This is a genomic window from Massilia sp. 01N417, from assembly GCF_056399645.1.
Genome location: NZ_JBFTRS010000010.1, coordinates 69,808 through 94,773, shown reverse-complemented (window position 1 = coordinate 94,773; position 24,966 = coordinate 69,808). Strand labels below are relative to the sequence as shown.

Sequence of the window (24,966 nt, the reverse complement as noted above, 5' to 3'; positions counted from 1 at the left end):
TCCGGCATTGTATCGGTAACGGATGTAAGCAGGTGTTGCAACCGACTGAAACGCAACATTTCGTTTGATAAACTGGACACATTCCTAAAACAGAGAGAGGTGAGCATGAAATCCATCATCTTTGGCGTGGCGCTGTGCGCCGCCGCTTTCCCGGCCCTGGCCCAGACCAATGTCAGCATCAGCGTCGGCCAGCCCGGCTTCTACGGCCGCATCGACCTCGGCGACTTTGCGCCTCAGCCGGTGCTGTACGCGCCGCAACCGGTGATCATCCGCCAGGTGCCGCACTACGTGGCCGAGCCGGTCTACCTGCGCGTGCCGCCGGGCCACCGCAAGCACTGGGCCAAGTTCTGCGGCCGCTACGACGCCTGCGGCCGTCCGGTCCTGTTCGTGCGCGACGAGTGGTACACCAACACCTATGTGCCGCGCTACCGCGAGCACTACCACGGCGGTGGCTATCGCCAGCCGGTGCGCGTGGTCGAGCGCGTCGAGTACCGCGACTACGATCGCGGCCACGGCGGCGGCCGCTGGGAAGAGCGCGGGCGCGGCCACGGCGAAGGCCACGGCGAGGGCCACGGACGCGGTCATGGCGAAGGCCGTGGCGAAGGCCATGGCCACGGACGCGGTCACGACTGACGAACTCATCGTAAGTACGAAGTCCGCCAGCGCCGATTTTGTCCGCGTAGTAAACTCCCCTTGTTAGCCCGACAAGCTCGGGCGCTACGAGGGAGGCAGTTTTGCATAGCGAGATCGTGATCGTGGGAGGCGGTGCGGGCGGGCTGGAGCTGGCCTGCAAACTGGGGCGCAAGCTGGGCCCGACCAAGGTGATGCTGGTGGACAGCCGGCTCTACCACGTCTGGAAGCCTTCGCTGCACGAGGTGGCGGCCGGCACCCTGGACATCCACCAGGAAGGCCTGTCCTACCAGATGCTGGCCCACGACCGCGGCTTCACCTTCGTCTACGGCGCCATGACGGCGCTCGATTCCGCCCGCAAGACCATCGGCGTGGGGCCGGTCAATGCCGCCAGCGACGGCGAAGAGATCTTCCCGGCCCGCACCATTTCCTACCAATCGCTGGTGATTGCCGTCGGCAGCACCTCCAACTATTTCGGCGTGCCCGGCGCACGCGAGCACACGATTTCCCTGAACGCCACCGAAGACGCCGAGCGCTTCCGCCTGCGCCTGTTGCGCCTGCTCGCCCAGGCCGCCGAGGCGAAGGGGGAGGGCGGGTCGAATCCGGGCGTGGCGGTCGCCAAGGCGATCGGTTCCGGCAGCTTCGAGTCCGGCGTGGTGGCGGCGGACGCAGCCGGCGCCGGTGCGCAGGCTGTCACTGCCGAGGCTGCCCTGAGCGGGAACGGCGGCACCAGCACCGTGGTGGACACCGGCCTGGTGCCGCGCCGGCCCGCCAGCGGACTGGACATCGTGATCATCGGCGGCGGCGCCACCGGCGTCGAACTGGCCGCCGAGCTGCGCGAGGCCTCCGGCGCCTACGCGGCCTACGGTTTCAACCGCCTGCAGGTGCAGCGCGACGTGCGCATCACCCTGCTGGAAGGGGCGCCGCGCATCCTGGCGCCGCTGCCGGAGCGGGTGTCGGCCTCGGCCACGCGCCTGCTCGACGAGCGCACCATCAATGTGGTCACGGACTGCCGGGTGACGCAGATCGACGCCCACCAGGTCATCGACAAGGACGGCAACGTCTATCCCTCCGATATCTGCGTGTGGGCCGCGGGGATCCGCGCACCGGAATTCCTGGGCTCGCTGGGCCTGCCGGTCACCAAGGGCGGCGCGATCGAGGTCGACGACCATCTGCGGGTCAAGGGCGTGGAAGGGGTCTACGCGCTGGGCGACTGCGCCGCCTGCACGGACGGCAGCGGCAAGCCGGTGCCGCCGCGCGCCCAGGCCGCCCACCAGCAGGCCGATTACCTGCTGAAAGACTTCATGAACATGGCCTCCGGCCAGCCGCCGCAGAAGAATCCCTACGTTTACAAGGATTACGGCTCACTGGTCTCGATCGGCCACCGGACCACGGTCGGCAACCTGATGGGTTCGCTGCGCGCGAGCTGGTTCGTGGAGGGATTTTTGGCGCGCATCATGTATTTGAGCCTGCACCTGATGCACCACCAGGCGATACTCGGGTCGATGCGGACGGGGGTGCTGGCGGTTGCGCGGTTCCTGATTCGGCGGACTACGCCGATCGTCAAGCTGCACTAATTACCCGTCATTCCCGCGAAAGCGGGAATGACGGTGGCTAAGCGGGAATGACGGTGGCCAAGCGGGAATGGCGGCCGCTTCAGGCTTTCGGCAAAATCATCGTCAACATCGCCCCGCCTTCCGGCCCCTGCCCAAGCGTCAGCGTTCCGCCCAGCAGCCGCGCCCGTTCGCGCAGCAGGCGCAAGCCGTGGCAGCTCAGCGGGTTGGATGTATTGGGCGCCGGTCCGACGCCGTTGTCGCGCACCGTGAGCATGGCCTGGTCGCCGTCGTCGTCCAGGATCACTTCGACTTCGGTGGCCTGGGCGTGGGTCGCGACGTTGCGCAGGCCTTCCTCGGCGCAGCGCAGCAGGGTCACGCCCTGGGCGCGCGAATACTCGGGATCTTCATCGGGCAGGCTGGCACGTGCCTTGATGCCGTTTTCCTGGCCCCATTCCAGGACCAGTTCGGCGATCGCGGCCTTGGGGCCGAGGAACTCGAGTTTGTCGTTCCACAGCGCCAGCTGCATCTTGCGGTTGGTCTCGATGATGTTGTTGAGCAACTGCTTCATCTGCGCGGCACGGTCGCGCTGCGGCTGTTCCTTGAGGTGCGAGGACAGTAAGCCAAGGTGCATGGTCAGCGCCGTCATCGACGAGCCGAGGCTGTCGTGCAGGCGGCGCGCCAGCTGGCGCCGTTCTTCGTCCCAGCAGGCGGTGAGATGCCCGAGCAACTCTGTGAGTTCCGCGACGCGCGCGGCCGGATCGCCATCCTGGGAGTGAAAAGGTGGCTGAGGTGCCGAAGCTTTCATAAAAGCAACCAATTAATGTTTCCCAAAATGATACAACAGCTTGGCCTGCAGCGGCGCGCAGGAACGCCAGTGTGTGTTTCCGTACAGTCGCTGCAAGCGACCTGCGCGAAGCTGTCGCTACCGGCTGTATGGCAGCCTTCCATCATGAGGGGAACACAATGAGCAACAAAACGAACGCTACTGGAAATTCCGCTGCGAAAAATGCCGCGATCCACGCCGCCAACCTCACCGGCCAGGACGCCATCGCCCTGCTGGTCGCCGACCACCGTGAAGTGTCCGACATGTTCAAGCAGTACGAAGAACTGAGCGACCGCGCCAAGGCCAGCAAGCAGAAGCTGACCGAAAAGATCTGCAATGCCCTGATCGCCCACACCCAGATCGAGGAAGAAATCTTCTATCCGGCCGTGCGCGAGCAGGTCAAGGATTCCGAGGACATGGTCGACGAGGCCGTGGTCGAACACCAGGCCGCCAAGGACCTGATCAAGCAACTCAAGGAAATGGATCCTGACGAAGACCTGTACGACGCCAAGGTCAAGGTGCTGGGCGAAGAAATCGAGCACCACGTCAAGGAAGAGGAAGAGGAAATGTTCAAGCAGGCCAAGAAGAGCGGCCTCGACCTGATGGCGCTGGGCCAGGAAATGGCGCAGCGTAAGCAGGAAATCCTGTCGACCCTCTAAGTTTTATGCGTTGGCCGGGGCGGTCTTGCTGCCCTGGCTCGCCGGTTCCGCCAGCCGCGCCAGCAGCGTGGCGATATCGACCGGCTTGACCATGTGCAAATCGAATCCCGCCTCCAGCACGCGGCGCTGGTCCTCGGCCAGGCCGTAGCCGGTCAGGGCGATCAGGCGGATGCCGTGGGTGGCGGCATCCTTGCGCAGGCGGCGCGCCACCTCGTAGCCGTCGATGCCCGGCAGGCCGATGTCCACCAGGGCCACATCCGGCAGTTCGGCGCCGGCCAGGGTCACGCCTTCCAGGCCGTCGCGCGCCTGCAGCACCGGGTAGCCGTAGGAACCCAGCATGGTCGCCATCATCTCGCGGCCGTCGTCATTGTCTTCGATCAGCAGCACCCTCGGCTTGTCGCTCGCCGCCACCGTGCCGGTGGGCGCGTCCTCGGCCTGCTCCGGTTCGCTGCGCGGCAGGCGGATCTCGAAGGTGGAGCCGGCGCCGGCGCCGATGCTGGTGGCGCTCACGCTGCCACCGTGCAGCTCGACCAGGCGGCGGACCAGCGACAGGCCGATCCCCAGCCCGCCCTGCGAGCGGTCGATCGAGATCGAGCCCTGCACAAAGACGTCGAATACGTGCGGCAGCAGGTCGGGCGGAATGCCGACTCCCGAGTCGCTCACCGTCAGCACCACCTCGTCGTCGACCGCGTCGATGGCGATCCCGATGCTGCCGCCGCTGGGCGTGTATTTCAGCGCATTGTCGATCAGGTTGGTGGCGATCTGCTCGAGCCGCGTCGGGTCGCCTTCGACCCAGCCGGCGCCGAGCCGGACGTCCAGCTGGTAGCCGGCGGTGCGGCCGGTGGCGCGGAAGGTGTCCAGGCAGCCCGACACCAGCGGGCCGATGTCGATGCGCTTCTTCGACAGCAGGATCTTGCCGGACATCGCACGCGACAGGTCGAGCAGGTCGTCAACGATGCGCGACAGGTGCTGGGTCTGGCGCTGGATGATCAGGCGCGCCCGCCCGCTCGACTCGGCGCCGGCGCCCGGCATGCCGAGCAGGGAAGAGGCGCTGCTGATGGCGGATAGCGGATTGCGCAGCTCATGGCCCAGCATCGCCAGGAATTCGTCCTTGGCGCTGCTCTTGCGTTCGGCGGCGCGCCGTTCTTCCATCTCGCGCACCAGGCGCTTGTTGGTGGCGGTCAGCTCGGTGGTACGCTGGGACAGTTTTTCGGCCTGGCGCTTGAGTTGCTCGTTCTTGGTGGCCAGCGCCACGAAGACCTGCACCTTGGCGCGCAGCACCTGCGGAATCACCGGCGTGAACAGGAAATCGGCGGCGCCGCGCTGGTAAGCCTTCAGGCGGTCGATCTCGTCGGCCAGGAAGGCGGTAACGAAGATGATCGGGATGTCGGCCGAACGGGGCCTTTGGTGGATCGCTTCCGCGGTCTCGAAGCCGTCCATGCCGGGCATGTTCACGTCCAGCAGGATGACGGCGAAGTCGTGACGCAGCACCTCGCGCAGGGCGTCCTGCCCCGACCGGGCCGACAGCACTTCGTAGTTACATTCCTCGGCCCATAGTTCGAGCAGGCTGGTCAGCGCCAACAGGCTGGCGGCATCGTCGTTGACGACGAGGATTTTCGGCTTTTCGGAGTTCGGCACGGCAGTCGGACTGGTGTCAATGCGTTGTATTCACAAATCTGGCAAAGGATAGCAGAGGATGCCCCATTGCAAAATAAATTCACAATATTTGTTGCAATTGGTCATGATACCACGCAAAGAAGAAGGCAAAAAACCAATCGTGCGCACCCCGGCAACACGGTTCGCTGCCGCACATACGCAGCGCAGACGCCTGTGAGATAGTGGAAACGTGTCTGGTTCAACCGTGTCAATGGAAGACAGGCGCCAACTTGAAAGGACAGACATGAATATTCAAATTATCGTAAATGACACCCATCACGACAAATGCTTCCGCGAACTGGTCGATCAGCCGGTGACGGCCCTGCGCGGCATGACCCCGCAACAGGCCGACGCCCTGCGCGATGCGTTCGGCATCAACACCATCGGCGAACTGGCCGAACTGAAGGCCGTCAAGTGGGCCCGTGCGATCCGCACCATGGCCTCGGCCGAAGCCGAGCCGACCGGCGAGAAAGCCAAGGAAACCCTGATCGACGATGCCGTCGAGATGACTTTCCCGGCCAGCGACCCGGTGTCCATCCAATCCAGCATCACCCGCATCGAAGTGGCGCCGGACAAGGTCGACGCAAGCTCGGACCACCAGGGCGCGGCCGCCATCGAGGCGCATAACCGTGAAACCATCGGCAAGCCTGCACTGGGGCCGGGTGGCGAGAAGACGGCCGGCGCGGCCTGATTCGAGCGCTGGATCGCGCGGGCGCAGCTGGTGACGGCTGCGCCTTTTCTTTTGTTGGCCCTTGATCGCCCTCCCGCGAAGCCGGGGGCGACGTACTGGATTTGCGTGGAAATGACGGGGGTGTTCAGGCCGCGGCTCAGCGATGCTGGGCCAGCTCCTGCGAAGCAGGCGCCGGCGCAGGCGCCGTCGGCTTGACTGCCTGGGCCGCCTGGCGGGCTGCGCTGCCGTTCGCGCAGAAGCGGTTCTTGCCCGCGCGCTTGGCTTCGTAGAGGGCGTAGTCGGCGATGCTGATCAGGTCGGTGACGTGCTCGGCGTCGTCCGGATACATGCTGATGCCGATACTGGTCGACAGCTGCAGGGTCAGGTCGTTGATGAAGAAAGGCTCGGACAGGGCTTCGACCAGCTTGGCCGCCGGGCCCTGGGCATCGGCCAGGCTGTGGATGTCGCCCAGCAGCACGATGAATTCATCGCCCCCCAGGCGCGCCACCGTGTCTTCCTTGCGCGAGTTCGACAGCAGACGCTGCGACACCATTTTCAGGATCTCGTCGCCATAGGCGTGGCCGTAGGTGTCGTTGATCGCCTTGAAACCGTCCAGGTCGAGGTACATGACCGCCGCCTTGTGGTGGTTGCGGTTGGCGTGCTGGAGGGCGGTTTCGATGCGGTCTTCCAGCAGGCGCCGGTTGGGCAGGCCGGTGAGGGCGTCGTGCAGCGCCAGTTCCTGCTGGGCGCGGCTGTACTGGGCCAGCTCCTTGTAGAGCAGGCGGACTTCGAGCATGTTGTGGATGCGCTTGTGCACTTCCAGCAGGTCGAAGGGTTTGCTGATGAAGTCGCGGGCGCCCGCTTCGAGGGCCGCGATCTTGAAGCTGGGCTGGGCAGTCAGGGCCAATACCGGCAGATAACCGCCTTGCTCGATCTCCTTCAAGCCCTTCATGACCTGGAAGCCGTTCAGGCCGGGCATCTGCAGGTCGAGCAGGATGAGGTCGTAGTTGTGTTCGCGATGCAATGGGCATACCTGCTCAGGCAGCATCGTGGAGCTGACATCGGTGTAGCCTTCCTCCCGCAATATCTCTTCCATCAGTTCGATATTGTCGGGTGAATCGTCTACGACCAGAATCTTGGCGTTCAGGATGTCTTGGCGGCTGGGCATGCTTACTCTCGTCAAATCGAGGCCAGGGGCCGGATAATCATGGTCCGAACCCACCTCTACTGCAACATTCCTTAGTCTAGCAAATGCCAGAGAATTTCTTGTAGGACAGCGCCGCGTGCGTGGGTAGGAACAACAACCGCACACTAGCGCAGGCGATTTTCCCCCACGGCAGGGGCCGTCACGCGGTGAACCAGCGGCGCCGTCGGGCCGACCACCGAGGCCACGGTGGCGATCAGTTCGCTCGGCTCGACCGGCTTCGAAATATGCGCCGAGAATCCTGCTTCCAGCGCGCGCAGCCGGTCTTCCGAGCGGGCGAAGGCGGTGAGGGCGATGGCCGGCACCTGGCCGCCCTGTTCGCGAGGCAGGTGGCGCACCCAGTCGAGCAGTTCGAAACCGTCGATTTCGGGCATGCCGAGGTCGCTGATCAGCAGGTTCGGTACCGCTTCGCCGAAACGCGCAAAGGCTTCGCGCGCACTGGCGGCGATGTGCACGGTGGCGCCGCAATCGGTCAGGATGCGCTTGATCAGCTCGCGCGCATCGCGATCGTCGTCGACCACCAGCGCGTCCACGCCGCCGAGGTCGCGCACCGTCATTTCCGGGGTGCTCGGGCTCGGCAGGATCATGGCGGCGCGCGCCGAGCGGCTGGTGGCCGCCTGCTGCTTGGCCAGCGGTAGTTCGATCGTGAAGCTGGAGCCCTGGCCTTCGCCCGCGCTCTCGGCGCGCACCGTGCCGCCGTGCTGCTCGATCAGGTGCTTGACGATCGCCAGGCCCAGGCCGAGGCCGCCGTGGCGGCGGGTCATGGAGGCGTCGGCCTGACGGAAGCGTTCGAACACGTGGGTCAGGAATTCGGGCTTGATGCCGGCGCCGTTGTCGCGCACCGTGATGCTCACGCTGGCCTCGTTGCGGGCTAGGATCACCTCGACCAGGCCGTCGCGCGGGGTGAACTTGATCGCGTTCGAGAGCAGGTTCCACACCACCTGCTGCAGGCGGGCCGGGTCGCCGGCGATCATGCCCGGGTCGCCCGCGTAATGCCTTTCGATGCGGATATTCTTGGCATCCGCGGCCGGACGCACGGTCTCGATGGCGGCGTCGATGAAGCCGATCGGCGGCACCACCTGCATGTCGAGCAGCACCTTGCCCGAGGTAATGCGGCTCATGTCGAGCAGGTCTTCGATCAGCTGGGCCTGGGCGCGCGCGTTGCGCTCGATGGTCTGCAGGCCTTTCGCCAGGTCGTTCTGGTCGCGGCTGCCGCGGCGCAGCACCTGGGCCCAGCCGAGGATGGCCGACAGCGGGGTGCGCAGCTCGTGCGACAGGGTGGCCAGGAATTCGTCCTTCATCTGGCTGGTGCGTTCGGCCTCGGCACGCGCCAGCCTTTCGTTCTCCAGCAGTACCTTGCGCTCCTCGGCGGCGCGCTGGGCCGCTTCGTACAGGCGCGCGTTGTCGATCGCCACCGCGGCCTGGGCGGCGATGCCGCGCACGATGCGCTCGGTGCGCTCGGAGAACACGCCCGTTTCCGGATGGCCGAAGAACATCGTGCCCAGCACCTCGCCGGAGTGCGCGATCACCGGTACGGCGAGGTAGCTGCGCACCGGCGGATGGCCGGCCGGCAGGCCGAAGGGCGAGCGGCCCTCGAAGCGCGGATCGCGGGAGACGTCGTCGGCGCGCATCACCTCGCGGATTTCCGGGTTACGCGGCGACAGGCCCGGCCCGAACAGGGCGTTGGGGCCGGACTCGCCGAAGGGCTCGAATTCCGCCGTACTGGCGCCGGATACCGTGTACAGCGAGAAGATCTTGCCGTTCGCGTCGTCGCGGCCGAGGTACAGGAAGGCGCCGTGGCGGGCGCCGGCGATGCCGGTGGCGGCGTCGGTGGCGGCCTGCAGCAGGGAGCGCAGTTCGCGGGTGGAGGCGAGGGCGCTGCCGGTGCTGTTCAGCAGTTCCAGCACGTGCGACTCGTCGCGCAGGGCCTGTTCGGCGCGCTTGACCTCGTCGACGTCGGTATTCGTGCCGAACCAGCGCACGACCTTGCCGTGGCGGTCGCGCACCGGGTTGACGCGGGTCAGGAACCAGCGGTACTTGCCGTCCGCGCCGCGGATCGGGTATTCCATCTCGAAGGGATCGCCGCTGCGCACGGTCGCCTGCCAGCGTTCCATCACGGCCGGCAGCACGCTCGGTTCGCAGGTCGATTGCCAGCCCCAGCCCACCACCTGGTCGGGCGTGGTGCCGGTGTAGTCGAACCAGCGTTCGTTGAACCAGACGATGGCGCCGTCGGCCTGGGCCATCCAGGCCAGCTGCGGGATCGTGTTGGCCAGCGCGCGCAGTACTTCCTCGCTCTGGCGCAGGGTGTCTTCGGCGCTCTTGCGGGCGCTGATGTCCTGGACCACGCCGGTCATCCCGAGCACGCCTTCGCGGCGGTTCGGCTCGGCGTAATCGGCGCGGCCGACCAGGGCCACCCAGCGGGTTTCCCGGCTGTCGCCGCCGTCGCCCAGCAGGCGGCATTCCAGTTCGACGTCGTTCTGGCCGGCGAAGGCCTGCAGCATGGCGCGGCGCACGCCTTCGCGGTCGTGCGGATCGAGGCGGGCGCGCAGTTCCGCCCAGGCCAGCGGGGTCTCGGCCGGCAGGCCGAAGATGGCGGCCGCGCGTTCGCCCAGCGACAGGCGGTCGCTGGCAGCGTCCCAGCGCCAGTCGCCCAGGCGGCCGGCGGCCAGCGCCACCTGCAGGCGGCTGTTGCCCAGCAAGAGGGCCTGCTGGTCGGCCTTGCGGCGGTCGATGTCCTGGAAGTAGAGGGTCAGGCCGTCCGGCGAGGGATGGGCGCGCACTTCGAACCAGCGTCCCAGGCCCGGATAGAAGAATTCCAGGATTGCCGTCTCGCGGCCGTCCATCGCCCGGCGATAGAGGTTTTCCAGCTGGCTGCCGCGCAGTTCGGGGAAGGCCTCCCAGAGGTCGCGGCCGAGCAGGCCGGCGCGGGTGCGCTGCAGCGGCGCCAGCATCTCCAGCGCGCGCTCATTGATATAGATGATGCGCCAGTCGTGGTCGACCGCGCAGAAGCCGTCGCTCAGGCTCTCGAGCATGTTCTCCATGCGCTCGTTGGCACGGCGCAACGCTTCCCTTGCCTGGCGCAGTTCCTCGCTCATCGTGCCTCCAGTGCTGCATGCCGCCGGATCGGCGGTAGCGGGCGGTCGGTGCTGGCGGTGGAAGCGTTCAGGATCATCGTTCGTGGCTGTGGGCGCGTTCGAGGGGCTGCCGCGCGGGAAGCGCAGACGGTCCCGCCCTGCGTCGATGGCAAGCCGTCCATGGATTCTAGCCCAGCCCTGGCGGTTTGATGCACACCGTTGCGCGCATCAGGACCGCGCCTGTTTCTGCCCCGCGGCCTTGTCGAGGGCGGCCTGGAGCTGGTCGAGCTCGTAAGGCTTCTGCAGCGACAGGTAAGGGAACTCGACGTGGCGCAGCAAGGTGTCGCCGTAACCGGAAGCGAAGATCACCTGCATGGACGGCGCATCGACGATCGCCTTGCGCGCCAGTTCCACACCCGACATGCCCGGCAGGCTGACGTCCGTAAACAGGATGTCGTAACGGTCGGCCGCCAGGTGGGCCAGGGCATCGTCCGGATGGCCGACGCCGTCCGCATGGTGGCCGAAGGCGCGCAGCATCTCGCAAATCAGGTATTGGGAATCAACGTTATCCTCGACCACCAGGATGCGCAGCGGACCGGCCGGCGCGCCTTCGGCGGCGGCAGTGCCGACCGCGGCCGGGGCCACCACGCACAGGATGCCCAGCACGGCGCCATCGTCGCCGCGCAGCGGTGTGAAATGGAGATCGTGGGTCTCGGCCCCGGAAGAGCCGGCGAAACCGAAGGAACGGCCGGCGGCGACCGCGGCCTCGCCGTCCCAGGCGCGCTCGAGTTCGGCCGCGGCGACAGCCAGCGGCGGCGGCATCACCGGCGGCACATTGCCGCCCGGGACCTTGCCATAGCTCGGACCGGCGAGGGCGCCATAGGCCTCGTTGAACAGCACGGTCATGTCGCGGCTCCACACCAGCAGCGCCGGCAGCGGCAGGTTGAACAACAGGTCGGCCGCCATGCGCAAGGGCCAGGGCCATTGCCGTGCGTCGCCCAGCCGGGTGGCGGACCAATCGAAGGAGCTGGAGGAGGGCGCGGGCTGTCCAGTTTGAATCATGGCAAGGTGTAAATACTGTTATCGAAACGCAAAGAACGGAATGCTACACCAAATCGGCAACAGGGGGTGGCCCGCACACGGGCAAAAAAAAGCCCGCTACGGGAGCGGGCTGAATCTATCCTTGGAGGAGAATAGAGGAGACAGGTGTAATAATGCTGCATCGCAAAAAAGAAATCCAATTTAGATTTGTAATGACCGTTATTGATTGTTTCAATAGCACAGCAGAGATCGCCTGAGCACCCGCTGCCAGCGCACGCTTGGTGCACTCGGGAAAATGCTCTAGGATAGCAAGATGATTAAGATCTTCCTGCTGTCGCCTGCATTGTCCGAAGGGCCGTCTTTATGGCCGGCCGCCGTGCGCGCGCCTTCCTTCACCGCTGGCTTCGCCTGCTGACCCGGCCGATGCACCGTCCACCGAGCTCATCCACGAATCACCGCCTGCGCCGCCTGGCCGGCTGGGCGCTGCTGTGCGCGGGCGCCCTGTGCGGACAGCTGGCGCTGCTGCCGCCGGCGCGGGCCGACAACGCCGCTTCCAGCCCCGTGCTGGAACGGCGCGTCAAGGCCGCCTTCCTGTATAAATTCCTCGGTTATACCGAATTTCCTCCCGGCGCCTTCGCCGACGCCGCCAGCCCGCTCACGATCGGCGTGATCGGCGCCGACGAGCTGGCGGCCGAACTGGGACGCATCGCCGGCGGACGGACCGTCGGCAATCGCCCGATCCTGGTCAGGGTGCTGCGCGAGTCCGAACTCGGCACCCCGGTGCACCTGCTGTTCATCGGCGGCTACGACAGCGCCAGGGTGGGGCAGTTGGTGCGCGCGGCCGGCAATGCGCTGCTGGTCGTGACCGAATGCGACGGCGGGCTGCAACTGGGCAGCGCCATCAATTTCCGTATCGTCGACGAACGGGTGCGCTTCGATGTCGCACTCGAGGCCGCCGAACGTAACGGCATCAAACTCAGTTCCCGCCTGCTGACGGTGGCGAACCGGGTGCAGAAAGGAGCCCAGCAATGAGCTCGATGAAGAGCATGCGCGACAGCGGTTCGGTACGCCGCAAACTCATCCTCATGGCGGTATCGACCACGCTGGCCGCCCTGGTGGCGGCATCGGTGGCGATGCTGCTGGTCGACCTGCGCGCCTTCCAGCGCTACTGGACCGACGACCTGATGACCCAGGCCGACATCATGGCGCGCGTGACGGCGCCGGCGCTGGCCTTCAACGACGACGAGACCGCCCGCCAGAACCTGGCGGTGCTGCGGGTGCGCCCGCAGATCCTGGCGGCCGCCATCTATACCAGTGGCGGCAGCCGCTTCGCCGGCTACGTGGCGCCGTCGGCCTCCGGCAGCGCGCTCAAGCTGCCCGAACGTCCGCAAGCCTCGGGCTACCGCATCGAGGGCAGCGAGCTGGTGGTGTTCCGCAACATCGTCGAGAACGGCGACATGGTCGGCACCGTCTACCTGCGCGCGCGCTACGGCCTGTTCGACCGCCTGCTCAGCTATGGCGCCATCCTCGGCGCGGTGATGCTGGGCGCGCTGGCGATCGCCTGGCTGGTCGCCTCGCGCCTGCAGGAAGCGATCACCCGGCCGCTGGAATCGGTCACCGATGTGGCGCGCCGGGTGATGCAGCAGCGCGACTTCAGCCTGCGCGTGCCCGGCAAGGAGAGCGGCGAGATCGGCGTGCTGATCGACGCCTTCAACGACATGCTGGCCGAGATCGGGCGCCGCTCGTACGCGCTGCAGGAAGCCAACGCCACCCTGGAGCACGAGATGCAGGTGCGCGAACGCGCGGAACAGGCCCTGATCGTGGCCGACCGCCGCAAGGACGAATTCCTGGCCACCCTCGCGCACGAACTGCGCAATCCGCTGGCGCCGATCCGCACCGGCCTCGACATCCTGCGCCTGCGCAGCGGCGACGCCCAGGCCACCCAGCGCGCCACCGACATCATGGAACGCCAGCTGCGCCAGATGGTGCGCCTGGTGGACGACCTGCTGGACGTCTCGCGCATCAATACCGGCAAGTTCACGATCAAGTCCGGCCGCGTCGAGCTGAAGGCGGTGGTCAACGACGCCCTCGAGGTGGTCCGCCCGTATATCGACCTGCATGGGCACGAGCTGCAGATCGACCTGCCCGACCGCCCGGTATTCCTGAACGGCGACGCCACCCGCCTGGCCCAGATCCTGTCGAACCTGCTGAACAACGCCGCCAAGTACACCAACCGCGGCGGCCGCGTGAGCCTGGATGCCAGCGTCGAGGAGCGGACCCTGACGCTGGTGGTGGCGGATACCGGCATCGGCATCGCGCCCGAGATGCTGGATACCGTGTTCGAGATGTTCGTGCAGGTCGATTCGACCCTGGAACGCTCGACCGCCGGCCTGGGCGTCGGCCTGTCGCTGGCGCGCAAGCTGGTCGAACTGCACGGCGGCACGATCGAGGCCCGCAGCGCAGGCCTCGGCCACGGCAGCCAGTTCGTGGTGCGCCTGCCGATCGTGGTGGAACCGGAACTGCCGGCCAAGCCGACCCCGGCGGACTTCATCGGCGGCGAGACCTACCGCATCCTGCTGGCCGACGACAACGTCGACTTCGTCAACAGCATCGGCGCGCTGCTGACGGCGATGGGCCACAGCGTGGTCATCACCCACAACGGCCCGGACGCGCTGGCCGCCGCCAAGCGCTTCTGCCCGGACTACGCCTTCCTCGACATCGGCCTGCCGCAGATGTCCGGCTACGACCTGGCGCGCGGCATCCGCGGCCTGTCCTGCGGGGCGATGACGGTGATGATCGCGGTGACCGGCTGGGGCCAGGAAAAGGACCGCCAGCTGGCCTTCGAGGCGGGCTTCGACCACCACATGGTCAAGCCGGTGCGCTTCGAGCAGATCGAGGAAATCCTCGGCAACCGCAGCCTGATCAAGAAGCTGCGCACGTAAAAAAAGCGGAAGCGCTTGCGCGCCTCCGCTTCAATGCCGTGTAGACGGACGCTGGAACTTACGCTGCCTGGTTCGCAGCCTGCTTGCGGCGGCGAGCCAGGAAGCCCAGGACGCCCAGGCCGGCGAGCATCATGCCATAGGTTTCCGGTTCAGGAACCGGTGCCAGCATCACGGCGCCGCCGAACGACGCTGCCGTGTTTGACACCATGTTGCCGCTCACCAGCAGATAGTAATCGCCTGCGGACAGGTTGTTGCTGGACACAGACCAGACGTCCATGGCGCCCTTGTTCACCTGGGTACCGCTGGAGATCAGGGTATCCATGCCGGTGCCGGTGCCGGTGCCGCCGCCGACGCGGTACAGGGACAGGCCGCTGATATCCAGGCCGGTATCTGCCGTGCGGCTGATCGAGGAAACGATGGCATCGAAGTTCGAGCTGGTGGTGCCGGTGACCGAGAAGGTGAAGTGGTCGGCAAACATGGCGCCATTGTTGTTCATGGCGAGCGTGTCACCGAAGAAGCCACTGCCATTGGTCAGGTCCAGAACCTGTGGGGTGGTGCCGATGGTGGCTGCGGTGATGCCGCCACCGGTGGTTTGGGCCATGACGGCCGAGGAACCGAACGTTGCGGTTGCAAACACGATACCAGCGATCAGAGATTTTTTCATTTCTTACCTCGCAAAGATTCAGCCGCGTCCTGCAGCTTGGTTTTCAAGAATCGGGGAACTTCATCCTATCAAACCGTCGATAAAACGCGCCAAAAACCACCAATGTGTGCGCTTCTTCTCGGAAACGTGCGCATGTTCAATAATTTCTTATCGGATTCGCCCTTTACCCGATTCTCATAGAGGACGAGGGGCTATTTGCATTGACGAGCAGAAAAACTTATCAGGCTTGCCAAGTATTTGTAGGACTAGGCCTACTTGAAGACGCGCGATACTCCTCGGTCGAGTTTGTTGCGGTTAGTGAATATTTATTGAACGCTCGAAAATGAAATTGCCCATGAGACTGCCCGTATGGCAGAGCTAAGTCACTGATCTAAAAGGACAATACAGATGGGCAAAAGAAAAATGGCCCAGAAATCGCTTTCTGAGCCATTCATCTTGAATTGTTGGTGCGGCTGGCAGGAATCGAACCCACGACCCCTTGGTTCGTAGCCAAGTACTCTATCCAGCTGAGCTACAGCCGCCCGATGCACGTATTATAGCGAAGTTTTGCCATTTGGCAAAGTGGCTGAAACAGCAAAAAAACCAGGCGGGGGAAGGTCGGATTCGGCTGACAGTATGGACGGGAAACGCAGGGCATTCCGTTAGCGGAAAAGAAAAATGGCCCAGAAAGATCAACTTTCTGAGCCATTCCTCAGGAATAACTGGTGCGGCTGGCAGGAATCGAACCCACGACCCCTTGGTTCGTAGCCAAGTACTCTATCCAGCTGAGCTACAGCCGCCCGAGGCACGCATTATAGCAGCGGCTTGGCGAATGGCCAAGGGCATGTCGCAGTATTCATTCTCAGGGGAGGCCGAACAGTTTTTTGGCCGCATTCGGGCGGCGCAGGTCGATCGCATCGCCGATCCGCAAGGTGTGGAAGGCATCCAGCACGCTCACCGGCGGCAGCACGATGCAGCTATCGAATCGCAGACCCGGCGCATAGGGCTGCGCTGGATCGCCATTCGGCATGGTGTGGCCCTTGATCAGCCTTACGGGCCAGTACCAGGAAAACGCCGGACAAAAGAAAAATGGCCCAGAAAGATGAACTTTCTGAGCCATTCCTCAGGAATAACTGGTGCGGCTGGCAGGAATCGAACCCACGACCCCTTGGTTCGTAGCCAAGTACTCTATCCAGCTGAGCTACAGCCGCCCGAGGCGCGCATTATAGCAGCGCGTGATGGAATGGCCAAGTCCATCGCAAAGAATCAGCGGCGATGCCTGGAGTAGGCAGTTGTAAAAGAAAAATGGCCCAGAAAGCAGAACTTTCTGAGCCATTCCTCATGTATAAGTGGTGCGGCTGGCAGGAATCGAACCCACGACCCCTTGGTTCGTAGCCAAGTACTCTATCCAGCTGAGCTACAGCCGCCCGAGGCACGCATTATAGCAGCGGCTTGGCGAATGGCCAAGTCCACTGCGAACAATCAGCGGCGACGCCTGGAGTGGGCGGTTGTAAAAGAAAAAGGCGCTGTTCGCGCCAAGTGTGGAATCTTTTCCGTAAGCCTGCGGTCCAATGTCGACCTGAACCGTTGACGGAGGCACCATGCAAGCACGGCAGTTCGAACAGTTCCTGCAACGCCTTTCCAGCCTGACCCGGCGGCAACGCGACCGCCTGCTCGCACTGCTGCAATCGGCAGCCGGCCTCGACCGCGTTCTCGAGATCGTCGAGCAGCCCGCCGCGCCGCTCTGTTGCCCGCACTGCCGGGCCAGCAAACCCTATCGCCACGGCCATGCACACGGACTGCAGCGTTACCGCTGCCGCAGTTGCCGCCGCACCTTCAACCTGCTCAGCGGCACGCCGCTGGCCCGGCTGCGCTACAAGGCGCATTGGCTCGACTACCTCGGCGGCATGCTCGACTCCCGCAGCGTGCGCCGCGCGGCGCGCGAGATCGGCGTGGCCAGCGCGACCAGTTTTCGATGGCGTCACCGCTTCCTGGCCTTGAGCAAGGATGACCGGCCGCAGCGCTTGAGCGGTATCGCCGAGGCCGACGAGATGTATGTGCTCGAATCGCACAAAGGTTCCAGAAGCCTCGACCGTCCGCCACGAAAGCGCGGCGGCAAGGCGACAAAGCGTGGGATCTCAAACGAGCAGGTGTGCATCCTTGTCGCACGCGATCGCAGCGGCCAGACCATCGACGCCGTGACCGGCAAGGGCAGCGTGAGCAAGCGGCAGCTAGTGGAACACCTGGGGCCAAGGCTGGAGCGCGACGTGCTGCTGGTGACCGATAGCCATGCGGCCTATCCGGCATTCGCGCGGGAGCTCGGGATCTCACATGAGGCCATCAACGCGAGCGCCGGCGAACGAAGGCGCGGTGCGCTGCACATCCAGAATGTGAACGCGTATCACAGCCGGATGCGCGCCTGGCTGGTGCCATTTCGCGGCGTCGCGAGCCGTTACCTGGGCCATTACTTCGGCTGGCGCTGGGCGCTGGATGGACGGCGCATTGCCAGCCCCGACGCCTTTTTGAGAGCGGCGCTCGGCAGGTTCAACACTTAGCGCGAACAGCGCCAAGAAAAATGGCCCAGAAAGCAGAACTTTCTGAGCCATTCCTCATGTATAAGTGGTGCGGCTGGCAGGAATCGAACCCACGACCCCTTGGTTCGTAGCCAAGTACTCTATCCAGCTGAGCTACAGCCGCCCAAGTCGCTATTATAGCAGCGACATCCCGCAGGGGGAAGTCTTAATTTTTCTCAACATAAGAAGCGCTTCTGGTAGATTAAAGCCTGTTTCCGGGAAACCTTTTTATGTTCCGCTTCCTCCTCGCCGTCGCGGCCTGCGTCCTCGCCTGCGCCGCCAGTCTGCCCGCCCAGGCCGGCGCACCGCGCAGCCTGCGCTTCGAACGCGTCGGCCTGGAGCAGGGCCTGTCGCAGGAATCGGTGAAGACGATCCTGCAGGACCGCGCCGGTTTCATGTGGTTCGGCACCCAGGCCGGACTCGATCGCTACGACGGCTACCGCATCCGCAGCTTCCGCAGTGACCCCGGCGACCTTTCCAGCCTGCCCGACAACTTTACCCAGGCATCCTACGAGGATGACGAAGGCCGGCTGTGGTTCGGCACGCGCGGCGGGCTGGTCCGCTTTGACGAAGCCGGCCAGAAATTCGTCCGCTATCCCTTCTCGTCCGTCAGCGAGCGGGTGGTGCGCAATCGCGCCGTCACCGCCATCATCGGTGCCGGCCACGGCGGCCTGTGGGTCGGCACCGGGGAAGGGCTGGTCCACCTCGATTCCACCAGCGGACGCTTCCGCGCTTTCCGCCACGATCCCGGCGACCCCGCCAGCCTGCGCGACGACCGCGTCAGCGCGCTGGCGCCGGACGGCCGTGGCGGCGTGTGGGTGGGCACCGGCGCCGGCATCGACCACCTGCCGGCCGGCGCCACCAGCTTCGCGCACTACGACATCGATTCGCGCGGCGGCGCCAAGCACAACACGGTGCTGTCGCTGTCGATGGGGCAGAACGGCACCCTGTGGATCGGCACCGCGGCCGGCCTGGACGCCTGGCGCACCGGCGACGGCCCGCCGGAGCGGCGCCACGTCGGACATGAACAGGGGATGAGCGACGCCGGCATCCTGGCCCTCTACCACGATGCCGGCAACAACCTCTGGGTCGGCACCGACCTCGACGGCCTGAAATGGCTGGACCCGGTCACCCAGCGCTTCATCGGCTATACCAACGTGCCGCTCGACCGCCACAGCCTGTCGGACAACCAGGTCAGCGCGGTGCGCGTCGACCGCACCGGCACCCTGTGGGCCGGCACCCTGTTCGGCGGGGTCAACCGCGCCGACCTGGCCAGCGGCGGCTTCGGCAGCTTCGTGCTCCTGCCGGACCCGGCGGAAGAGCGCCCGGAGACCCTCAGCCGCAAGGTGCGGGCGATCGCCGCCGGCGCAGACGGCAAGCTGTGGCTGGGCACGACCGGCTCCGGCCTGATCCACCTCGAACCGATCAGCGGGCGCTTCGAGCGCATCCGCCACGACCCGAAGCGCCGCGACAGCCTGCCGGACGACGTCGTCACCGCCGTGCTGCCTGGGCGCGGCCGCCTGTGGGTGGGCTCGCCGACCGGGCTGTCCTGGCGCGAGGCCGCCAGCGGCCGCTTCACCACCGTCCCGCTGGGCAAGGACTCGGCCGGCAACTACGTGCAGGACCTGACCCTCGACCATGCCGGCAACCTGTGGGTGGCCACCCGCGGCGGCCTGTTCCTGCTCGACCCGGAAGGCCACATCCTCAGCGCCTGGCGCCACGATCTCCAGGATCCGCGCAGCCTCGGCGATAACTACGGCTTCGCCCTGTTCGAAGACCGCGACGGCACCATCTGGTACGGCACCGAGAACGGCCTGGACCGCTTCGACCGCGCCAGCGGCACCTTCCGCCATTACCGCCACGACGACCGGGATCCGACCACCCTGCGCCACAACCGCGTCTATTACATTTACCAGTCGAAGATCGGCGAGATGTGGATCGGCACCGCGGCCGGCCTGCACCGCATGGAGCGCGATGCCGGCGGGGCCGCCGTGTTCCGCTATTTCCCGGTGACGAAGTCGCGCGGGCCGGTGCCGATCGGCGCCATCCTCGAGGGCAATCACGGCGAGCTGTGGATCAGCACCACGGTGGGCCTGACCCGGCTCGACCCGACCACCGGCGAATTCATGAACTACAGCGCCAAGGACGGCCTGCTGGACGGCACCTATTTCGTCGGCGCGGCCGCGCGCGACGCCGACGGCGAGCTGCACTTCGGCGGCGTCAACGGCATGACCTCCTTCATGCCGGACGCGGTGCGCGACAACCCGTATCCGGCCGAGGCGGTCGTCACCGAGTTCCTGGTGCAGGGCCGTTCGCTGCTGCCGCATGGCGTGGCGGAACCGCGCATCGACCTGCCTTACCGCGATTCCGGCTTCACGCTGGAATTCGCGGCGCTGCACTACGCCGACCCGCAGGGCAACCGCTTTGCCTACCGCCTGCTGGGCTTCGACCGCGACTGGACCGAGACCGACGCCAGCAAGCGCTTCGCCACCTACACGAACCTCGATCCGGGCGACTACGTGTTCGAAGTCCGGGCTGCCAACAAGGACGGCCTGTGGAGCGACGTCCCGGCGCGCATGGCGATCACGATCGAGCGGCCGTTCTGGATGACCTGGTGGTTCCGGCTGCTGGTCGGCGTGTTCCTGCTGGGCGGCGGCTTCACCATCTACCGCCTGCGCATCCGCGCGCTGGTGCAGCAGAAGGAAACCCTGGAGCGCACCGTCGGCGCGCGCACCGCCGAACTGGTGCTGCAGAAGGAGGCCGCCGAACAGCAGAAGGAAGCGGCGCTGCAGGCGCGCCGCAACATCGCGCTGCTGTCCGACATCGGCCGCGAACTCACCGCCAACCTGGACGGCGAGGCGATCATGAAGAATGTCTACGGCCAGGTGCGCCAGCTGATGGACGTTCACGTGTTCGCGATCGGCGTGCTGCGCGAGGACCGGCTCGACTGTCCGTTCGTGATCGAAGACGGCAAGCGCGTCGCCGGCGCCGAGCATTGCGGCGCGCGCGTGCTGGCGATGGCGCAGCGCAGCGCCGAGCGCGCCGAGGAAATCCTGATCGACGACTTCGAACACGAAGCGGCAAGCTGGGTCGGCGAGCTGCGCGATGCGGTGGATACGCGGCCGCCGGCCTCGCTGATCCTGGTGCCGGTGATGGTCGGCACCCGTTCGCTGGGCGTGATCTGCGTGCAGAGCCACACGCCGCACGCCTACCAGCACATCCAGCTCGACATGCTCAGCACCCTGGCCGCCTACGTCGGCGTGGCGCTGGACAACGCCGATGCCTACCGCCAGCTGAAGGACACCCAGGCCCAGCTCGCGGCCCACGAGAAACTGGCCTCGCTCGGCTCGCTGGTGGCCGGCGTCGCCCACGAACTGAATACGCCGATCGGCAACAGCCTGCTGATGGCCAGCACCCTGCAGGAAAAGACGGAACAGCTGGCAACGCGCTTCGCCCAGTCCACGCTGAAGAAGTCGGAGCTCGAAGGATGGATCGGCGCGGCCAGCGAAGCCAGCGCCCTGATCCAGCGCAGCCTGCATTCGGCGGCCGAACTGGTGAACAGTTTCAAGCAGGTCTCGGTCGACCAGGCCAGCACCCAGCGCCGCTGCTTTGACCTGGCCCAGGCCTGCCACGAGATCGCCGCCACCATCATGAACCAGGTACGGCGCGGCGGGCACGCGCTCGAGATCGAGGTGGCGCCGGGCATCGTGATGGACAGCTATCCGGGACCGCTCGGACAGGTGCTGATCAACTTCGTCAACAACGCGCTGCTGCATGCCTTCGAGGGGCCGGGCGGCACCATGGTGCTGGCGGCGGCCATGTCGGGCGCGGAGCGGGTGCGGATCGAATTCCGCGACGACGGGCGCGGCATCGCGGCCGAGCACCTGTCGCGCGTCTTCGATCCCTTCTACACCACGCGCATGGGGCAGGGCGGCACCGGGCTGGGCCTGAGCATCGCGTACACCATCGTTACCACGCTGCTGGGCGGGACCATCCGCGTCGAGAGCACGCCTGCCATGGGCACGGCATTCATCCTCGACCTGCCGCTGCGCGCAGCATCATCACTTCAATGAGGACTTCGTGGCACACCTGAATTTTTCGCAACCGAGCATTTCCGAAGACACGATCGCCGCGATGGCGGAAACCATGCGCAGCGGCTGGATTGCCAGCGGCCCGCGCGTGCTGGAGTTCGAGCGCGCCTTGTCGCAGACCTTCGGCGGGCGTCCGACGCGGACCCTGACCTCGGCGACCGGCGCGATGGAACTCGCCTTGCTGGCCTGCGGCATCGGCCCCGGCGACGAAGTCATCACCTCGACCCAGAGCTTCTTCTCCACGATGAACATGATCGTCAAGGTGGGCGCGCGGCCGGTGTTCGTCGACTGCGACCTGGTCACGCGCGCGATCGACCTTGAACAGGTAGAAGCCGCGATCACGCCGCGCACCAGGGCCATCGTGCCGACCCATTTTCCGGGTGCGCTGGGCGACATGGACGCGCTCCATGCGCTGGCCCGCCGCCACGGCCTGCGCGTGATCGAGGACGCCGCGCTGGTGCAGGGATCGGCATGGAAGGGCCGTCCGGTCGGCAGCTTCGGCGACATCGCGACCTTCTCCTTCCATCCCAACAAGAACATGACGACCATCGAGGGCGGCGCCATCGTGGTCCCGGACGAGGCGACGGCGCGCAAGGTCGAGGTGCTGCGCTTCCACGGCATCGAGCGCCTGGCGGACGACACGCGCGACGTCGCGGTCGCCAGCGGCAAGTACAACATGTCCGACGTGTCGGCAGCCATCGGCCTGGCCCAGCTCGCGCAGCTGCCGGGCTTCCTGGCGCAGCGGCAGGCACTGGCGGACCATTATTTCGAGGTGTTCCCGACAATCGAGGAGGCGGTGCTGCCGCCGCGCGGCGTCGCGGAGCAGAGCTGGAACATGTTCTGCGTGCTGCTGCCCTACGACCGGCTGGGGACGACGCGCCAGGCCTTCCGGGCGGCCTTGCGCGAGCGGGGTATCGCGACCGGGCTGTCGTACGAACCTTCGCATTTGACCAGCCTGGGCCGGAGCCTCGGTTACCGGCGCGGGCAGTTCCCGAATGCCGAGCGGATCGGTGACCAGACGCTGACCTTGCCGCTGCATTGCGGCATGGGTGTGGCGGATGTCGAGAGGGTTTGCGCTTCGATTCGGGAAATTCTCTGAACCTGCGCGCTGCGGTCGGGGCGTCCGTCGCGCCTTTGTATTGACACGCCTGATTGGTGATCTATATTGGTTTACCGTGGGACCGAGCTGAGCAACGCGCTCTTTCGCCCCAACGAGTCCGATATCTTTTCTTCGAAGAAAAAGGAAAACCATGAAAACGAATATCCGCTTCGGCTGCGCAATCGTTCTTGCTCTCGCCTGCTACCCGGTCCTGCACGCATCGGCCGCGGACGTCATCGCCACAAAAGACGCCCCCGCGGCAATCGGCCCTTATTCCCAGGCCATCCGGGCCGGCAATATGGTCTTCCTGGCCGGCCAGATTCCCATCGATCCCAAGACCGGTCAATTGAACCAGGGGTCGATCGAAGATCAAACGAGGCAAGCGCTCGACAATCTCAAGGCGGTACTTGCAGCCAGTAATATGTCGATGGAAAACGTCGTTTCCACGACCGTGTACGTCAAGGACCTGAACGACTTTACGCGGCTGAACACCGTGTATGGCACGTATTTCAAGGATAAACCGCCGGCCCGTGCCACCGTGCAGGTGCAACGGCTTCCCAAGGATGCCGCCGTCGAGATTTCCGCTATTGCGGTGCATTGACGCCTGCGCGGATTCGACCATCCCCGGGCATCGCCAGCACCGGGCACTGCAGAATCCGATAAGGGCGGTCAGATATTGCCGACGGTGCTGATGTTTGCGTCCGTGCCGTCGGTATAGATCCCCATCGGGGTCTTTCCTGAAAACGTGTTGTTGGAAACGACGGTGGGCTTGCCGTACACGTAGGCCAGTGCGATATGCGCCTGGAACTGGCTGGGCGTCTTGCCGCCGCTGCGCCGGTTCATGACGGAAAAGCTGCAATTCGAATCCATCTTGTTGGCATTGATCGTGTGGCCGCCCGTGTCGGTCCACTTGGCCCTGTCGCCGCCGCCGTACACCTGGATACCGTTCCCTTCATTGTTCGAAACAATGTTGCCGTAGACCGAGCACTGGTTGGTGCCGTCGTCGATGCCGATGCCGACGCCTTCCGAACCGTTGTCCAGCGGACCGCCATAGTTATAGTTGAACCTGCAGGTGTTGTAGCGGATCGTATGTCCCGATACGGCATCTTGCCCTTTCGCCGACGACAGCTCGATGCCCCGGCCGTAATAGGTCGTGCTCAGGGTCCCGCCATTCGAATTGCAGGTGTTGCGCTCGATGATGTAGGACTTGGCAAAGCCGCTGATATGGATGCCGAAATTCATATTGTTGCTGCAGTTGTTGTTGCCCACATAGCTGCCATCTCCACCGTTGATGAAGATTCCGACCAGCATGCCGGTCACGGTATTGTTGTCCAGCCTGGCAGCGGACCCCTGGATGAGAAAGACGCCCATCGCACTGCCGTTCATGCAGTAAGCGATGCCGGGAGGCGGCGAAACGCGGTTCCCGCTGATCACGAGATGGGTGAGGAAAGCGCTGCTGTTGTAGGTCTCGCAGCGGATGCCATGCGATCCCGACGTGCCGCCGCCGCGATGGCGGACGGTGTTGTTCAGCAAGCGGAGGTCGTCGATCGTCGTGTTCGCAGCGACCAGGATCCCCTGGTTGCCATAGCTCGGACCATTGCTGATGACGTCGAGCAGGCAGCCGGACACGGTCACATGGTTTTTTGTGTAGACATACACGCCGCCGCAATTCGACGTCACGTTATTGTTTTCGAAAACGCAGTTATTGCCCAGCCAGATGATCGCTACGCCGGCGGCTTCCGGCAGGGCGGTGTTGCGGATGTCCAGATTGCGGTAGGTGATGAAATCGCGCTCCTGGTTGAGCGCCGCGATCGAGGCGCCGGCGGCCGGGGTGGTGGGCGCGCCCGGCAGGATGATGACCGGTTTTGGCTGGGTAGGATCATCGTCGCCATTCGATTTGTAATAGGCACCGATCGTGATGCGCTGGGCCGCCGTGCCGCTCGCGCCTACCCGGAAGACCCCCGAATAGGTCGTGCCCCGTTTCTGCAGGTAGGTATGGCCGGGCGTCCAGGACACGCTAGTCCATGACCGGTAGGGATTGGCAAGCGTGCCGTCGCCGGGACCGGGAGCGGTGGCGCCTGGATCGATGTAGTGCACGCTCGTCTTGCTGCCGCCTTGGGCCATGGCGAAGCGCGGAAGCACGGCCGCCGCGCATGCCGAGACGCCCGCCCTGGAAGCGATCCGAAGGAATTCTCTTCTTCTGGTCATGGCTGCTCCTCCATTCAGGACCCGGGCACAGTGTTGTGCCCGGTTGGAGGATGCTACGCTTGGCGGTCACAGCCTTGCAACGACTGTTTGTTAAAAA

General features: G+C 65.3%; 18 protein-coding genes and 5 tRNA genes. 10 read left to right on the top strand and 13 right to left on the bottom strand.

The genetic code is table 11. The annotated features are described in order from the left end of the window. Positions 1-105: 105 nt before the first annotated feature. Both AC1DOQ_RS12915 and AC1DOQ_RS12910 read left to right on the top strand, forming a co-directional pair. Positions 106-633, top strand: coding sequence for a hypothetical protein (locus AC1DOQ_RS12915; RefSeq protein ID WP_477364314.1), 528 nt, complete (start codon positions 106-108; stop codon positions 631-633). A 101-nt stretch (positions 634-734) separates the two neighbouring features. Beyond that, complete coding sequence (locus AC1DOQ_RS12910; RefSeq protein WP_477364311.1) at positions 735-2,207, top strand: NAD(P)/FAD-dependent oxidoreductase; 1,473 nt, start codon at positions 735-737, stop codon at positions 2,205-2,207. Positions 2,208-2,286: 79 nt separating this feature from the next. Here the strand turns inward: AC1DOQ_RS12910 and AC1DOQ_RS12905 are convergent, their stop codons facing one another. Further along, on the bottom strand, positions 2,287-2,913 hold the full coding sequence (locus AC1DOQ_RS12905) for a sensor histidine kinase (RefSeq protein WP_477364308.1): 627 nt from the start codon (positions 2,911-2,913) through the stop codon (positions 2,287-2,289). Between the two features lie 236 nt (positions 2,914-3,149). Here AC1DOQ_RS12905 and AC1DOQ_RS12900 point away from each other — a divergent pair, with 236 nt between their 5' ends. Further along, complete coding sequence (locus AC1DOQ_RS12900) at positions 3,150-3,668, top strand: hemerythrin domain-containing protein (protein WP_477364305.1); 519 nt, start codon at positions 3,150-3,152, stop codon at positions 3,666-3,668. Positions 3,669-3,671: 3 nt separating this feature from the next. Here AC1DOQ_RS12900 and AC1DOQ_RS12895 read toward each other — a convergent pair whose 3' ends face one another. Next, on the bottom strand, positions 3,672-5,306 hold the full coding sequence (locus tag AC1DOQ_RS12895) for a response regulator (protein WP_477364302.1): 1,635 nt from the start codon (positions 5,304-5,306) through the stop codon (positions 3,672-3,674). Between the two features lie 262 nt (positions 5,307-5,568). Here AC1DOQ_RS12895 and AC1DOQ_RS12890 point away from each other — a divergent pair, with 262 nt between their 5' ends. Further along, the gene (locus AC1DOQ_RS12890) at positions 5,569-6,015 is read left to right on the top strand and encodes a hypothetical protein (protein WP_477364299.1); all 447 of its coding nucleotides are present in this window, start codon (positions 5,569-5,571) and stop codon (positions 6,013-6,015) included. Between the two features lie 136 nt (positions 6,016-6,151). Here AC1DOQ_RS12890 and AC1DOQ_RS12885 read toward each other — a convergent pair whose 3' ends face one another. From AC1DOQ_RS12885 to AC1DOQ_RS12875, 3 genes are all read right to left on the bottom strand, one after another. Further along, positions 6,152-7,162: a GGDEF domain-containing response regulator gene (locus AC1DOQ_RS12885; protein ID WP_477364296.1), complete on the bottom strand. Its 1,011-nt coding sequence runs from the start codon at positions 7,160-7,162 to the stop codon at positions 6,152-6,154. Between the two features lie 143 nt (positions 7,163-7,305). Then, complete coding sequence (locus AC1DOQ_RS12880) at positions 7,306-10,293, bottom strand: ATP-binding protein (protein WP_477364293.1); 2,988 nt, start codon at positions 10,291-10,293, stop codon at positions 7,306-7,308. 207 nt (positions 10,294-10,500) lie between these two features. Beyond that, on the bottom strand, positions 10,501-11,334 hold the full coding sequence (locus AC1DOQ_RS12875; protein WP_477364290.1) for a response regulator: 834 nt from the start codon (positions 11,332-11,334) through the stop codon (positions 10,501-10,503). Between the two features lie 342 nt (positions 11,335-11,676). Here AC1DOQ_RS12875 and AC1DOQ_RS12870 point away from each other — a divergent pair, with 342 nt between their 5' ends. Then, on the top strand, positions 11,677-12,345 hold the full coding sequence (locus tag AC1DOQ_RS12870) for a TOL_0243 family YfiR-like periplasmic protein (RefSeq protein ID WP_477364287.1): 669 nt from the start codon (positions 11,677-11,679) through the stop codon (positions 12,343-12,345). Beyond that, positions 12,342-14,255, top strand: a complete 1,914-nt coding sequence (locus AC1DOQ_RS12865) for a sensor histidine kinase, YfiR-like protein-associated (RefSeq protein ID WP_477364284.1) — start codon at positions 12,342-12,344, stop codon at positions 14,253-14,255. Before AC1DOQ_RS12870 ends, AC1DOQ_RS12865 begins: the two co-directional genes overlap by 4 nt. A 58-nt stretch (positions 14,256-14,313) precedes the next feature. On the opposite strand, the gene AC1DOQ_RS12860 is transcribed toward AC1DOQ_RS12865, so the two are convergent. The 6 genes from AC1DOQ_RS12860 to AC1DOQ_RS12835 form a co-directional block, all read right to left on the bottom strand. Next, positions 14,314-14,919, bottom strand: coding sequence for an FxDxF family PEP-CTERM protein (locus tag AC1DOQ_RS12860; RefSeq protein ID WP_477364281.1), 606 nt, complete (start codon positions 14,917-14,919; stop codon positions 14,314-14,316). Positions 14,920-15,363: 444 nt separating this feature from the next. Beyond that, a tRNA-Arg gene (locus AC1DOQ_RS12855) sits at positions 15,364-15,440 on the bottom strand. Positions 15,441-15,621: 181 nt separating this feature from the next. Further along, positions 15,622-15,698 (bottom strand) — tRNA-Arg (locus tag AC1DOQ_RS12850). A gap of 62 nt (positions 15,699-15,760) precedes the next feature. Beyond that, positions 15,761-16,018, bottom strand: coding sequence for a hypothetical protein (locus AC1DOQ_RS12845; protein WP_477364278.1), 258 nt, complete (start codon positions 16,016-16,018; stop codon positions 15,761-15,763). 14 nt (positions 16,019-16,032) lie between these two features. Then, positions 16,033-16,109: transfer RNA gene (locus tag AC1DOQ_RS12840), tRNA-Arg, on the bottom strand. Between the two features lie 139 nt (positions 16,110-16,248). Next, positions 16,249-16,325: transfer RNA gene (locus AC1DOQ_RS12835), tRNA-Arg, on the bottom strand. Positions 16,326-16,499: 174 nt separating this feature from the next. Here AC1DOQ_RS12835 and AC1DOQ_RS12830 point away from each other — a divergent pair. Further along, positions 16,500-17,453, top strand: coding sequence for an IS1595 family transposase (locus AC1DOQ_RS12830; protein ID WP_477364275.1), 954 nt, complete (start codon positions 16,500-16,502; stop codon positions 17,451-17,453). A gap of 65 nt (positions 17,454-17,518) precedes the next feature. Here AC1DOQ_RS12830 and AC1DOQ_RS12825 read toward each other — a convergent pair. Then, a tRNA-Arg gene (locus AC1DOQ_RS12825) sits at positions 17,519-17,595 on the bottom strand. 106 nt (positions 17,596-17,701) lie between these two features. On the opposite strand from AC1DOQ_RS12825, the gene AC1DOQ_RS12820 reads away from it, so the two are divergent. The 3 genes from AC1DOQ_RS12820 to AC1DOQ_RS12810 all read left to right on the top strand — a co-directional run bounded on the left by AC1DOQ_RS12820 (position 17,702) and on the right by AC1DOQ_RS12810 (position 23,262). After that, on the top strand, positions 17,702-21,544 hold the full coding sequence (locus AC1DOQ_RS12820) for a two-component regulator propeller domain-containing protein (RefSeq protein ID WP_477364272.1): 3,843 nt from the start codon (positions 17,702-17,704) through the stop codon (positions 21,542-21,544). 7 nt (positions 21,545-21,551) lie between these two features. Beyond that, positions 21,552-22,661 carry a DegT/DnrJ/EryC1/StrS family aminotransferase gene (locus tag AC1DOQ_RS12815; protein WP_477364269.1) on the top strand — a complete coding sequence of 370 codons (1,110 nt, stop codon included), beginning with the start codon at positions 21,552-21,554 and terminating at the stop codon, positions 22,659-22,661. A 151-nt stretch (positions 22,662-22,812) separates the two neighbouring features. Further along, positions 22,813-23,262, top strand: coding sequence for a RidA family protein (locus AC1DOQ_RS12810; RefSeq protein ID WP_441933481.1), 450 nt, complete (start codon positions 22,813-22,815; stop codon positions 23,260-23,262). A gap of 68 nt (positions 23,263-23,330) precedes the next feature. On the opposite strand, the gene AC1DOQ_RS12805 is transcribed toward AC1DOQ_RS12810, so the two are convergent. Next, positions 23,331-24,869, bottom strand: a complete 1,539-nt coding sequence (locus tag AC1DOQ_RS12805) for a right-handed parallel beta-helix repeat-containing protein (protein WP_477364266.1) — start codon at positions 24,867-24,869, stop codon at positions 23,331-23,333. Positions 24,870-24,966 lie beyond the last annotated feature (97 nt).